Origin of the sequence: Bacillus sp. 7884-1 (genome assembly GCF_002272245.1) — a bacterium.
Lineage (GTDB): Bacteria > Bacillota > Bacilli > Bacillales > Cytobacillaceae > Neobacillus.
On the sequence record NZ_NPDD01000141.1, the window covers coordinates 1 to 13,167 of the forward strand.

Annotated in this window: 12 protein-coding genes and 1 other annotated feature; of the genes, 3 read left to right on the forward strand and 9 right to left on the reverse strand. The window is 36.8% G+C overall.

Features of this window, described 5'->3' with window-relative positions; all coding sequences use genetic code 11:
• Positions 1-412: 412 nt before the first annotated feature.
• The 5 genes from pepF to spxA all read right to left on the reverse strand — a co-directional run bounded on the left by pepF (position 413) and on the right by spxA (position 6,608).
• Positions 413-2,230: an oligoendopeptidase F gene (gene pepF, locus CHI06_RS16800; protein WP_095249781.1), complete on the reverse strand. Its 1,818-nt coding sequence runs from the start codon at positions 2,228-2,230 to the stop codon at positions 413-415.
• Between the two features lie 136 nt (positions 2,231-2,366).
• Complete coding sequence (locus CHI06_RS16805; protein WP_179292656.1) at positions 2,367-3,563, reverse strand: competence protein CoiA; 1,197 nt, start codon at positions 3,561-3,563, stop codon at positions 2,367-2,369.
• 100 nt (positions 3,564-3,663) lie between these two features.
• Positions 3,664-5,175: a cardiolipin synthase gene (cls, locus tag CHI06_RS16810; RefSeq protein WP_095249791.1), complete on the reverse strand. Its 1,512-nt coding sequence runs from the start codon at positions 5,173-5,175 to the stop codon at positions 3,664-3,666.
• A 69-nt stretch (positions 5,176-5,244) separates the two neighbouring features.
• Entirely contained in the window at positions 5,245-5,916 is a 672-nt protein-coding gene (gene mecA, locus CHI06_RS16815; RefSeq protein WP_095249783.1) for an adaptor protein MecA, read from the reverse strand.
• Between the two features lie 296 nt (positions 5,917-6,212).
• Positions 6,213-6,608, reverse strand: coding sequence for a transcriptional regulator SpxA (gene spxA, locus CHI06_RS16820; RefSeq protein ID WP_045519743.1), 396 nt, complete (start codon positions 6,606-6,608; stop codon positions 6,213-6,215).
• A 511-nt stretch (positions 6,609-7,119) separates the two neighbouring features.
• Between spxA and CHI06_RS16825 the strand changes: the two genes are divergently transcribed.
• Together CHI06_RS16825 and trpS are read left to right on the forward strand one after the other, a co-directional pair.
• Positions 7,120-7,305 (forward strand): hypothetical protein, encoded by a 186-nt coding sequence (locus CHI06_RS16825; protein ID WP_095249784.1) that lies wholly within the window; start codon positions 7,120-7,122, stop codon positions 7,303-7,305.
• 60 nt (positions 7,306-7,365) lie between these two features.
• Positions 7,366-7,609 (forward strand) — a binding site (T-box leader).
• Between the two features lie 55 nt (positions 7,610-7,664).
• Positions 7,665-8,654, forward strand: a complete 990-nt coding sequence (gene trpS, locus CHI06_RS16830; RefSeq protein ID WP_095249785.1) for a tryptophan--tRNA ligase — start codon at positions 7,665-7,667, stop codon at positions 8,652-8,654.
• A 36-nt stretch (positions 8,655-8,690) separates the two neighbouring features.
• On the opposite strand, the gene CHI06_RS16835 is transcribed toward trpS, so the two are convergent.
• The 4 genes from CHI06_RS16835 to CHI06_RS16850 all read right to left on the reverse strand — a co-directional run bounded on the left by CHI06_RS16835 (position 8,691) and on the right by CHI06_RS16850 (position 12,675).
• On the reverse strand, positions 8,691-9,437 hold the full coding sequence (locus CHI06_RS16835; RefSeq protein ID WP_095249786.1) for a YjbA family protein: 747 nt from the start codon (positions 9,435-9,437) through the stop codon (positions 8,691-8,693).
• Between the two features lie 93 nt (positions 9,438-9,530).
• Positions 9,531-10,340, reverse strand: a complete 810-nt coding sequence (locus tag CHI06_RS16840; protein WP_095249787.1) for a DUF2268 domain-containing protein — start codon at positions 10,338-10,340, stop codon at positions 9,531-9,533.
• Positions 10,341-10,452: 112 nt separating this feature from the next.
• Positions 10,453-11,694 (reverse strand): beta-ketoacyl-ACP synthase II, encoded by a 1,242-nt coding sequence (gene fabF, locus CHI06_RS16845; RefSeq protein WP_095249788.1) that lies wholly within the window; start codon positions 11,692-11,694, stop codon positions 10,453-10,455.
• Positions 11,695-11,742: 48 nt separating this feature from the next.
• The gene (locus tag CHI06_RS16850) at positions 11,743-12,675 is read right to left on the reverse strand and encodes a beta-ketoacyl-ACP synthase III (protein WP_095249789.1); all 933 of its coding nucleotides are present in this window, start codon (positions 12,673-12,675) and stop codon (positions 11,743-11,745) included.
• A gap of 185 nt (positions 12,676-12,860) precedes the next feature.
• On the opposite strand from CHI06_RS16850, the gene CHI06_RS16855 reads away from it, so the two are divergent.
• On the forward strand, positions 12,861-13,088 hold the full coding sequence (locus CHI06_RS16855; protein WP_095249790.1) for a hypothetical protein: 228 nt from the start codon (positions 12,861-12,863) through the stop codon (positions 13,086-13,088).
• The last annotated feature ends 79 nt before the right edge of the window (positions 13,089-13,167 follow it).

Genomic DNA, 13,167 nt, shown 5'->3' on the forward strand with positions numbered 1-13,167 from the left:
TGACGGATTGTAAGAAATGTGGAGGCGACTGTCCTGGGACGAAGGCATAAGACGAACCCTGCAAGAAGGCGCTTTTTGGGCGGCTTATGACTCGAGTCCCAAGGAGCCGCAACTAGACACGCTTATGACCCCGAGCCCCTAGGCGTTGTAGCTAGACAATTCCCAAATTCGAAAGATTAATTTCCCAAAAAGGTGGAATACATTATGAAAAACTTGCCTGTTATCCTCATGATTCTCTTTATTTTTTGTGGATTTTCCCTTCACATTTTAGCCTTAATGAAGGTTTTCCCATTACTAATTAGCATTCCGCTATTTTTCATTGGGATTTTTACTCTTCTGTTCTATTTGAATGACAGAAAAAGATTTAGAGGATTTTAAAGGGATGGTACACATGGTACCATCCCTTTCCTCTTTAAGATAATAACTGCTCTAATTCATTTAATTTCTCTTCAAATACTTTACATGCATCCTTAATCGGGTCAGCGCTAGTCATATCCACACCGGCTTTCTTAAGAACTTCGATTGGGTAGTCAGAGCTTCCAGAACTTAAGAAATCGATATAGCGTTTAACAGCAGGCTCACCTTCCTCTAAGATTTGCTTACATAATGCAGTAGCTGCACTAAAGCCGGTAGCATATTGATACACATAATAATTGTAATAGAAATGAGGAATTCGAGCCCATTCTAAGCCGATTTCTTCGTCAATCACAATATCCTCATCACCAAAATACTTCTTATTTAATGCGTAATATTCACTCGTTAATAAATCTGCTGTCAGCGCCTCATTATTTTGAGCTTTTTGATGGATTAAATGCTCATATTCAGCAAACATAGTTTGACGGAATACAGTGCCTCTGAATCCTTCTAAATAATGGTTTAATAAATAAATTCTTTTTTGTTCATCATCAATCGTTTTCAATAAATAATCATTTAAAAGTGCTTCATTACAGGTTGAGGCTACCTCAGCAACAAAAATAGAATAGTTTCCATACGGGTATGGCTGATTCTTTCTTGTATAGTAGCTGTGAACGGAATGGCCAAATTCATGAGCCAATGTAAATAAGTTATTCACATTATCCTGCCAATTCATTAGGATATAAGGATTGGTGCCAAAAGCCCCAGAAGAATAAGCACCGCTGCGCTTTCCTTTATTCTCATGAACATCTACCCAGCGGTTTTCAAATCCTTCTTTTAAGATTTGTGAATACTCCTCCCCTAATGGAGCGAGGCCTTTTACAACAAGCTCCTCCGCCTGTTTGTAAGGAATTTCCATTTTAACATCTTTTACTAGAGGTGTATATAAATCATACATATGCAATTCGTTAACACCTAATACTTTTTTCCGAAGTTTAACGTAGCGGTGTAATAAATGTAAATTATCGTTTACCGTGTTAACTAAATTATCATAGACGCTTTCAGGAATATTATTGGCTGATAGTGCCGCATGCCTTGCAGAGTCGTATTTTCTAATTCTTGCATTAAAATTATCCTTTTTTACATTGCCGCTTATTGTGCTGGCAAAAGTATTTCGGAAGTTTCCATACGTTTCGTAAACAGCCTTAAACGCATCTCGACGAACACTTTGATTTCCACTTTCAAGAAATCGGATGTAACGTCCATGAGTAATTTCAACCTCTTCACCATTTTCATCTTTAACAGAAGGGAATTTTAAATCAGCGTTATTTAACATCCCGAAGGTATTACTAGATGCATCCATCACTTCACTTGCTTCAGCTAACAAGGCTTCCTGCTCTGCAGACAAGACGTGTGGTCTTTGAAGGTTAATTTCCTCAATGGCATGCTCATAAAGCTTTAATTCAGCCTTCTCATTTAAAAATCCATTCACCTTATTTTCCTCAAGTGCAAGAATTTCAGGGACAATGAATGCTAATTGACTGCCTGCTTGAGAGTAAAGGTTTTTCATCCTATCATCTAATCCCTGGTAAAAGGAATTAGTCGTATCCTGGTCATAGCGCATATGGGCGTATGTATAAAGCTTTCCAATTCTCTCAAGAAGCTTATCTTGAAATTGAAGCGCATTATAAAGCGTATCAGCACCCTCTCCAAGTTTCCCTTCAAATTCCTTAATCCCAGAAATCTGGTTTTTTACTTCTTGAAATTCTTGTTCCCATTCTTGATCACATGAAAATATATCTTCTAATTTCCATGTATCTTCAACAGGTATTTCACTTCTAGCAGGCAATGCTTTTACTGCAGCTTCATTTGCCATATTTCTTCCTCCATTCAACTTTTTTTCTTGTTACGTTAAAGTTAATTACCCCTTTTTATATTCTCCTTTTTTCATGCAATTTCCTTTAATAAAATAAGATTTACCCATTATATTATGCCCTAAAGTGCTATTTCATTTATGCTTTTGCTAGGATGGTCCTATTTTTTTGAATAAATTCGTTCCTTCTTTCTTCCTTTTCTCGGTTTGATTTGGGGATGTAAATCCTATTTTGTAGTTGGTACGTCGTTTCGTTTCTTTTTATAACGATGCCAAGTCTCTCTAGTTGAAGAAAATACTCTTTCACCGCTAAAAAGGATGTTTCTCTTGGAATTTGAGGCAGTTTCCTTATCGTAATCTCCTTGGTTTTAATTCTATCGTTAAAATTTCTTTCAACCTCTTTCAGATTAATAAGATCATTGGGTGATTTGTCCTCCAAGGCGTCTAAATACAAATAGGTTTGCCAGACAATTGCAGGTGTTTGGATTAGCAGAGAATGATGAACAGGTAAACCGATTTCTGGGGGAAGCAAATATAAGTTGAGGTTATGATGATAAATTTCGCGAAGAAAACGATTTTGGTCGGGACTAGGATGAAGTGACCAATACATGGTAGATTTCTCATTTTCATTTAACCATTTAAAGAAGTTTGAGTGAGCGATCCATTTGGGTGTTAAAATATCCTCAATTCCGACATTTTGAATAGAAAAATGGAGGGAATTTGCGATTGTATTTTTTATCGAATAAGGAAGAATTGAACTGAGGATTTGGAACTGTTTTTCTTCGGGGCAATAAGAAGGAAGTATCAACTGTCTGCCCTTTGTTTCTCTTAAAAAGAAATAATGGAAGTTTGACAGGGAGAAAACATTACTCCTTTTTGCTTTTATATGATTACCGCCTATAATCCAAAGTGGGATATAATTCTCTTGAAAGTAGGAATCCGTTCGTTTGATAAATATTTCTTCTGTTATGGGTGAACATTGAAATTCCAATGCATATTTGTTTCCATCATAATGGAACATGATATCAGGGCGCTGCCCGATGATGTGATCAAAATATTCTAATTCTGCAGGGATTTGCTGCTCTCTAAGCCATTGGTAGAGCTGGAGCTTTCCTTCCATATGATAAATCGTTTCACTTTCAAAAATATCCCTACAAACCGTTCCGCTTCGATGAGAAAAGTGGTAAATTCGTTGATTGCCCAATTTAAGAGAAACGGCTTCACCACAGACCGGACAAAAAAACTTCTCCGTTTTCCGTAGAGATAATAGATTCTCCTTCCTATAATGATTACCTAAGCTAAATGTTGTTCCTGAACTTGTTTTAGCATTTAACAAATTAATATCAGCCTCCTTTTGCTTCTTACATTCGTTGCACCTTACAAAAAACCCTGTTTTAACCAAAAAGAAAACTCGCCAATTTGACGAGTTTGTGAACTTAAAGAAGCGGTGATAGTAACCTTGCTGTTGACTCAATTAACCGCAAGCCAATATGCCTTTTCCTAAATGAGATTAATTCAAGCTCCTTAGCATATTCTAAATCATTAATATATTCTGCCACAAGCTTCTGGGTACTTTTTGTACGAAATAAAAAAGCATTAACCTCGAAATTCAAATGAAAGCTGCGCATATCCATATTTGAAGTTCCTATGGAGGCAAGTTCATGATCAACAATGACAATTTTACTATGCATAAACCCTCGTTCATATTCGTAAACCTTAACGCCTGCTTCCAATAGCTCTGGAAAATAAGAACGTGAGGCATGGAAGACAATTCGTTTGTCAGGCCGGTTGGGTACAAGCAATCTCACATCAATCCCACTAAGGGCAGCCACTTTTATCGCAGAAAAAATGTCTTCATCAGGGATAAAGTATGGTGAGGCAATCCAAACAGACTCTTTTGCAGATGTAATCATCGAGAAAAAAATATTTTTTATTACACTCCATTCATTATCCGGCCCCCCGGCAATTAGCTGAACTCCACCATGGTTTTTTTCATCTATTTGCGGAGACAAATATTCTGCCGTTAAGAAGCTATGATTGGTCATGTAATACCAATCTTGTAAAAAAATTAGCTGCAATGATCGAACGGCTTCCCCTCTTAACATTAAATGGGTGTCTCGCCAGAAGCCATACGTTTGATTCCTGCCTAAGTATTCATCACCGATATTTAGTCCGCCGACAAACCCAATCATTCCATCGATCACAATTATTTTTCGATGATTTCTGAAATTAAATTTATTATTTAAAAATGGCAGTTTAACAGGGCCGAAACATACTGTTTCTATTCCAGCGTTTTTTAGTTCATTGATATACTTCTTTGATAATTTCCATGAACCCACTGCATCGTATAGGAACCGGACTTCAACCCCTTGTGCTGCCTTTTCAATTAAAATTTCTTTAATTTCTTGTCCAATCCGATCATCCCGGACAATATAATACTCAATATGGATGTGATGTCTGGCTCTATTCAATTGCTCAAGAATGTGATGAAAGGTTTCCTCCCCGTTGGTTAATACCTTCGTTGAGGTATCAAAGGAAATGGGACTGTTCCCCAATTTTTGTGCCAAAGTAAATAGCCTTGCTTGGTGCTCGGCCATTAATCCAAGTTTTTCTTCTCCTCGCGGGTCATTTTCACCCTCCACGGTCAAAAAAGCTTGTTTATCAAGAAAATATTTCTTCCGATACATTTTCTCCTTACGATAATTCCTTCCGAAAAGTAAATAGAAAAAGAAACCTACTAGAGGAAAGCTCCCCAATACAACTAACCAGGTAATAGTTTGTGTTGGATGTCGATTCTCTAAAAAAATAACGAATGAAATAAAAATGACAGACAACGTTATTAAAAGACTCAGAAAACCAAATATCCCATCATTTATATACTCCTTAAAGAAAAACATAAGTACGGATAGAACTAGTACAAACAATACAACCCTTACCGTGTTTTTCAGTCTCATCACCCTCAAAAAGAATTTAACTTATGTAAAAAATACCGATTTCAATAATCGAAATCGGTACGTTTATTTGAAATGCTTTCTTATTACAGCAAATACATTTTCAGCTATTATCTCTTTACCATACTCCTGGATTCGATGGATGGTAAACTGTGTTTCATAACCATATTCTAACAGGATACTTAGGATATCATCTATTTCGTCCTCTTCAAACAAATCTTCAGGAAACTCAGTATATAAATAATATTTATTATCAAAGTTGTACAATACAGTGATTAAATCATCAAGTCCGCCTCGATTTGACAACATAATGACGTCTTCAAAATCTTTGAAAGCAATTAAAAACTCTAAAGAATCTTCTTCAAGTAAAAGGTCGTCATCGTCGCGATGTCCAGGATTGAAATGATGATCTAAGATATCTTCAATATTGCCATCAATAGGCAAATCCTTTAATTTTTCATTTGGAATTGGAAGCTCAAACTTTTGTCCATCCTTTGAAACCTGTGCTTTCGTCACAAGAATTTCCAGCCCTTTTTCTAAAGCCTGCACTTGAATCCACAGAGGTCCTTCCACAACAAACTCTTCTTCTTGATGGACTTCATCCATCATTTCCCAAAAAAGTTCTTCACTTCGCTCCCGATTGTACCAAATTTCTTCACGATCAAAGCCTCGTTCTTCTATATCACCATAAGAGATGTAAAACTTAACTGTATTCTCATTAATTCGTTCGATTTCCATCTTTACCTCTCCCTTCCGTTTCCATATTGAAGGGACAAAATACCCCCAGCAGACAATGCTTTTTAGCAATTTCCCAAAGAATTATAGTAATGTAAAAAAGAATATAATCCTTGTACTTTCATTTTATGACAAAAGTATTAATTTGGGAAATAAATTTACCTTTAATTGCAAAAACCATTAATTTGCCTATTAATTAGATATTCCTTACATTGTAACAAAATGACAGAGAAATCTCAAATTAAATGGCATCAAGAGTAGAAAAAAAGCCTTCAGAATGAAGGCTTAATCATTTTAGTTTAATTCACCATACGCTGTGCTTCTCTTAATTGGAAAGTTCGAACTCTCCTCGGTAGAAACCGTCTAATTTCATCCTCATTATAGCCAACCTGCAAACGCTTTTCGTCGATAATAATAGGACGACGTAATAGTCCAGGGTTAGCTTTAATTAATTCAAATAAGTCCTGCAATGGCATTGTGTCTAAGTTCACATCTAATTTTTGAAATGTCTTAGACCGTGTAGAAATAATTTCATCTGTACCGTCTTCTGTCATTCGAAGAATTTCTTTAATTTCTTCAATTGACAATGGCTCAGAAAAAATATTTCGTTCAGTATATGGGATTTCATGTTCTTCTAACCATGATTTTGCTTTTCTGCATGATGTACAACTTGGTGAAGTGTATAATGTTACCATTCGTCTCCACACTCCTCTTTTTAATACAATCCAAATCTATTGTAAATCCATCTATGTTTCTTAAATTAAAATTATTATAAATAAGTAATTTATATCATTAATTATACACCACTGTCTCTAAAAAAGGTATCCTTTTTTCAAAATTTATTGAATGTCCAATTAGTAGCTTTTATTATTAGTTCCTTATATATTAGACGAAAATATCGCAAAAAGGTTTCATAATTTCATAAGGTTTTAATCTTGTCATGAAAAACAAACAGCCTTATATAATTTTCGCTTTAATTATTATTTTTATGTAGGTATTCACAGATAATGATGAAACTAAAATCACGATAATTTTCTCAATTAAAATCTCGGGATTGAAAACGCATTCATTTTTTTTGTAACTATATCTCTTTTTATTCTTTTTCCTCTTTTAATAACCATCAAGTTCTTTTAAAATGAACATGAGGGGTTTTAGAATACAAACTGTTAATCATTTTTTTTGATTTGGAAAAATGGAGGTTTTATCATGGGTGGGTACATAGCAGATTTATCAATGGTTGCAATTCTTATTATTGGGATTACTGCCTTTATGGGTGTAATAACGAATGGATTCGGTGAAAAGGTCTTCGGAGGAAAAAAACGCTCTGAATTCGTTGAACAAAGCGCAAGGTTCCAAACAAGGTGGAAAAGTGTCGGCGGGAAGAAGAAGTAACACTTAACTAACTTGATTACCAGTATATATTTATTTATAATAGATATAAATAAATTATTAGCTTTAGCGATGAGAAAGAGTAGTACGTATTTTTAACCGATTCAGAGAGTTTGTGGCTGGTGGAAACAAACACGGAAAAATACCGAATGGACTTTTGAGCTTCTTTTCCGAACTTCTATTGAAATAGTAGGAAAAGACGTTTTCCTTGCGTTAAAAGGATACCAGACTATCATCAGTATGGTTCTGGAAATGAGTGACTCTTTTGAGTAATTTAGGGTGGTACCGCGAACCATTCGTCCCTATCGTTGTGGGGACGAATGGTTTTTTTTATTTATATATATATTAGGAGGAAATCGGTCATGAAAACAATATTTTCAGGAATTCAGCCAAGTGGTACGATTACAATTGGAAATTATATTGGGGCTATGATGCAATTTATTGAATTGCAAAATGATTATAACTGCTACTTTTGCATCGTCGATCAACATGCGATAACTGTACCACAGGATCGTTTGGAGCTTCGAAAAAACATTCGCAGTTTGGCTGCGCTGTATCTGGCTGTTGGTATTGATCCAGAAAAGGCGACCTTATTTATCCAGTCAGAGGTTCCAGCACATGCGCAGGCAGGATGGTTGATGCAATGTATTTCCTATATTGGTGAATTGGAAAGAATGACTCAATTTAAGGATAAGTCTGCTGGTAAGGATGCGGTTTCAGCAAGTTTACTAACCTACCCTCCATTAATGGCTGCTGACATCCTCTTATACAATACCGATCTAGTCCCTGTTGGAGATGACCAGAAGCAGCATATGGAATTAACGCGCGACTTAGCCGAAAGATTCAATAAAAAATATGGGGAGATTTTAACCATACCAGATATTCGTCTTCCTGAGGTTGGTGCGAGAATCATGTCACTGCAGGAGCCAACAAAGAAAATGAGCAAATCTGATTCAAATAAGAAAGCTTTTATCACCCCATTAGATGAACCAAACCAAATTACGAAGAAAATCAAAAGTGCTGTAACAGACTCAGAGGGAATTGTTAAATTTGATAAGATTAATAAGGCAGGAATATCTAATTTGCTATCTATTTATTCCATACTAGGCAATAAGACAATCCCAGAGCTTGAAGAAATGTATCATGGTAAGGGCTATGGGGATTTCAAAGGTGATTTAGCTGATGTAGTCGTAAATGTATTTAAACCGATCCAAGAAAAATATAATAACTTAATGGAATCCAGCGAACTCGACAGGATTTTAGACGAAGGTGCTGAAAAGGCAAACCAAGTTGCCAGCAAAACCCTTAAGAAAATGGAAAATGCAATGGGACTAGGAAGAAAGAGAAGATAAAAAAAACACGGCCGCGAATCTATCGCGGCCGTGTTTTTAATTTACTTTCGGTCCATGCTCCATTTCCCATAGCTTTTCAAAAAATGGCTGACCTTTTATTAGGTTTTCACAAAATGTTTCATGACGTCTTGACCAACCGTATTTTGTTTCCTCAAACAACTGCTGCCAAGCACTTTCAAAATTCAATTCCTGAATGGCTGAATATCGCTCAGGACACCATTCAGTAAACCAATATCGAACTTCTGCTTCATTCTTTGATGTATGTAATTGATCTAGTGCCATAAATAAAAGCTGCTTTAGCTGACGCTCTTTTCGCGTAAGTCCAGTCATCAAATCAGGCTCAGGTGATAAAATATGAAAATCCTTATCCACTGAAATATTTTGAAAATGATATTGTTTTGCTTCGTGAGCTGCAATCATTTCATAAACTAGCTGCTCTTGCCTTGGAATTAACCTGCTCTTTCTAATTGGTATCGAATAACCAATTGTATCGACGGCTAATATCCCCACTCCATCTGTCACCACAAAGCAGTACTCGAGTTGCACTCTTTCATGGTTTTTTCTTAAATAGGCCTTTTGAAAAATATCATCTAGAAGCTGTTGAGGTAACTCTGAGAGATCGTTCTCAATATAATTATAGAGAATCGGTTCAACTTTTAACAAAGGAGCTTGGTCTAACAGCTCAACACCGTCATCTTTGCGCCATTCATGAAAGTGGCACACATTATATCCGTTTTCTTCACCTTCAAACCAATTTACCCAAACATCATGAAGATACAACATTGTACAACCCCTCACTTCAAGAAACTGTTTGTCAATCAGTATGGGCAGACATAAGTTAATTTATTCCTGAGATGGAATGTATAAAAAAAAAGCCTATTTTTTTCGGCCTTTTTTAGTTTGGTTATCTTCAGTGAGTAAATATTTCTTTGCTGGTAGTGTAAAGGTTATTTTTGTAGAGTAAGAATGAACTTTATAATAATCTTCAACAATTTTAAAACCGGCTGCGTACCCGAGTAACTTAGGAAATCTTCCTTCTCCAAATAATAAATCATCGTGTTTTCTTGAACCCTTTTTTAAATCCAAATTGTCATGCAAATAATTTTCCCACCAATTTTCTAATTCTGTGTCCGTATACAGCGTACACCAATCAGCTAAATAGTTTCTCCCACAGTGAACTAAAACAGAGTATTCTGCAAGCCCTTCAATTATAATTGAATCCAGCAAGGTATACTCTTCGAATCTTTTAGATTGCTTATTTAATCTGCAAATATGATGGTATTCATGAACAAATAGTGCCTCTAACTCTTTAGATGTTATACGGTTCGAAAGAAATAAAAACATTTTATCTGGGTAGGAGACTCCGCCCTTCACCTTTTCTGTTTGTCTGGAAAAGAAACTTCTATCTTGGCCGATTGGAAACAAATAGATGGGAATATCTGGTCCTCCCCATTTCTTTTTATAATCCTTGAAAATAAATCCCACTTCTTCCCAAATGTTATTTTCTTTCAACGAAGTAAAAATCTCCTTGGTCATTCTTGATGGCCGATACATTCCAAATTCGATTAATTGATTATAAATTTTCGAAGCACTAAGCCCTTTGAAAGCAGGGAGCAGCTTTTCACATATTTTTGTTGGACGATCAAACTCCTCCTCCAGCCATTTATCTGTTCGAATGATACCCATTTCCTCACTCCATACCTTTTTTTACATTTTATGAATGATATGAAAAGTGGTTCGGGTTGGTTGTCCTTATAAAAGAAAAAAACCCGACCAGGGGATTTCCTGGTCAGGCTGCTTATTTTTCATATTTTTTGAAGACTATCGTTGCATTGTGACCGCCAAAGCCTAGAGAATTGCTCATTGCTGCTTTTATTTCTTTTTGACGTGCCTTATTTGGGACATAATCTAAATCACATTCTGGGTCTGCTGTCTCATAATTAATAGTTGGAGGAAGAATGCTCTCTTTCATAGCAAGTACAGTAAAGATCGCTTCAACACCACCTGCTGCTCCAAGAAGATGTCCTGTCATTGATTTGGTTGAACTAATGGCCAAATTGTATGCATGGACTCCAAATACTTCTTTCACTGCAAGTGTCTCAAATTTATCGTTATACTCAGTACTAGTACCATGAGCATTAATATAATCGATCTCTTCAATATTTAGTCCGGCATCATTAATCGCCATTTTCATCGCGCGCGCACCGCCTTCACCCCCAGGGGCTGGTGCTGTTATATGATATGCGTCACCAGTTGCACCATAGCCAACAATCTCAGCATATATTTTTGCACCACGGGCTAATGCGTGTTCTAATTCTTCAAGAACAATGATACCAGCACCCTCACCGATAACAAAGCCATCACGATTTTTATCAAATGGTCTGCTAGCACTCTTAGGATCTGGATTTGTTGAAAGAGCTGTATTCGCACAGAAGCCAGCTACTGACATTTTTGTAATCGGCGCTTCTGCTCCACCAGTAATCATGGCAATAGCGTCACCACGCTGAATGACTTTAAAGGCGTCACCAATTGAATTCGTTCCTGTTGCACATGCTGTTACCGTACAGGAATTAAATCCTTTTGCACCTAATCTGATTGAAACTTGACCAGTTGCCATGTCCGGAATTAGCATCGGAACAAAGAATGGACTTACCCTCCGGTATCCTCTTTTTTGAAAGATTTCGTATTGTTCTTCAAATGTTTCCATTCCACCAATACCGGAACCAATCCACACTCCAATACGGTCCGCATTTTCATCAGTAATCGTTAGTTTTGCATCTTCAACAGCCATCAGGGCTGATGCAACCGCATACTGAGTAAAACGATCCATTTTTCTTGCGTCTTTTCTATCCATAAAGGTTTCCGGATTGAAGTCATTAATCTGTGCTGCAACCTTCGAAGGATACTCATCAGCATTTACTCTTGTTAAAGGTCCAATGCCAGACTTTCCTTCGATAATCCCTTTCCATGTTGTTTCAACATCGTTCCCAAGCGGAGTAACCGCTCCTAAACCTGTAACTACAACCCTGCGCTTTTCCATCGAGACATCTCCTTTATTACACATCAATGTATATCAAGTTATTTCCTTCTATTTTCCCCATCTAATTGCGATGGCACCCCATGTTAAACCGCCGCCAAAACCAACCATAACAATAAGATCATCGTCTTTGATTTTTCCAGCCTCTATTTCCTCAACGAGAGAAATCGGAATAGACGCAGACGAAGTATTTCCGTATTTATGAACTGTCTTTGACATTTTTTCAACCGGCAGCTCCAGCCTTTGTCTAGAGGCCTCCATTATGCGGATATTGGCTTGGTGAGGGATTAAGAAATCAACATCATCTTTTGTCAGTCCAGCCTTTTCGAGAACATGAACACAACTTTCCCCCATCTGGCGCACCGCAAATTTAAAGACTTCCCGTCCATTCATAATAATATACTCATCTTGATAAAGATGCTTAGAACCAGTACCATCTGCACCCAGTTCAAACGAAAGAACTCCTCTACCTTCAGAAACCTCTCCAACGATAACAGCACCAGCACCATCTCCAAATAGGACTGCAGTGTTTCGGTCATTCCAGTCGGTTATCTTTGAAAGTTTTTCAACACCCACTACTAGAACATACTTATACGCTCCTGATTCAACAAACTGCTTTCCGGTAATAATACCGTACATAAAACCTGCACAGGCTGCACTAACGTCCATCGCTGCAGCTTTTTTCGCACCTAACCGTTCTTGAAGCATACATGCAACGGAAGGGAATGGCTGATCTGGCGTTACGGTTGCGACCAAAATTAAATCGATATCTTCCGGCGTGATTCCTGCATCTTCAATTGCCTTTTGTGCAGCTGCAAGCCCCATATCAGAAGATTTTGTATTATCATCTGCGATACGGCGTTCTTCAATGCCTGTTCGGGTCCGAATCCATTCATCTGATGTATCCATAACTTTTTCTAAATCTGCATTTGTTACTATCTTTTCTGGTAAATACCTTCCAATACCAACAATTCCAGCGTTCAAGGAATCATCTCCTTATATAATTCATCTTTAATTATTATCAATTATTATGACTTGGTACTAATTTTATCAAATAAAAGTGTATTTAAGCAACATTTAATTCACCAGCCCCTGCTTTTGTCCATACCATTTGTTCATAAACTTCATAATCTAAAAGGAGAATGATTACAACAAGGAGGGGCTTAAATATGGGAAAAGAAAGTCATCGGGATGACCGCTTTTCAAGAATGATGTTTGGTGATAAAAGAGAGAGTATACGAGGCAATCACCATAGTGTTCCTGATTCAAATTCATCCTCACTTGATATTGAATCAATAATCGAAAATATAAGCAAATTGAGGGATTCCTCCCAAAACTTAAAACCTTTAATTCAAATGGTTTATCCTTTCGTACAAGGATTTTTGAAAAAAAAATAAGCTGCCGTTATATACGGCAGCTTTTAATTTAGGCTCTGTTAAACCTGGCTGTTGATTTGCGCTCCACTAAGGAAAGCTT

Coding starts and splice junctions, on each gene's coding strand:
- pepF (WP_095249781.1), bottom strand. CDS start 2,230: ATGGCAAATGAAGCTGCAGTAAAAGCATTGCCTGCTAGAAGTGAAATA.
- CHI06_RS16825 (WP_095249784.1), top strand. CDS start 7,120: ATGGGTGGGTACATAGCAGATTTATCAATGGTTGCAATTCTTATTATT.
- CHI06_RS16840 (WP_095249787.1), bottom strand. CDS start 10,340: ATGGGTATCATTCGAACAGATAAATGGCTGGAGGAGGAGTTTGATCGT.
- mecA (WP_095249783.1), bottom strand. CDS start 5,916: ATGGAAATCGAACGAATTAATGAGAATACAGTTAAGTTTTACATCTCT.
- fabF (WP_095249788.1), bottom strand. CDS start 11,694: ATGGAAAAGCGCAGGGTTGTAGTTACAGGTTTAGGAGCGGTTACTCCG.
- trpS (WP_095249785.1), top strand. CDS start 7,665: ATGAAAACAATATTTTCAGGAATTCAGCCAAGTGGTACGATTACAATT.
- spxA (WP_045519743.1), bottom strand. CDS start 6,608: ATGGTAACATTATACACTTCACCAAGTTGTACATCATGCAGAAAAGCA.
- CHI06_RS16855 (WP_095249790.1), top strand. CDS start 12,861: ATGGGAAAAGAAAGTCATCGGGATGACCGCTTTTCAAGAATGATGTTT.
- CHI06_RS16835 (WP_095249786.1), bottom strand. CDS start 9,437: ATGTTGTATCTTCATGATGTTTGGGTAAATTGGTTTGAAGGTGAAGAA.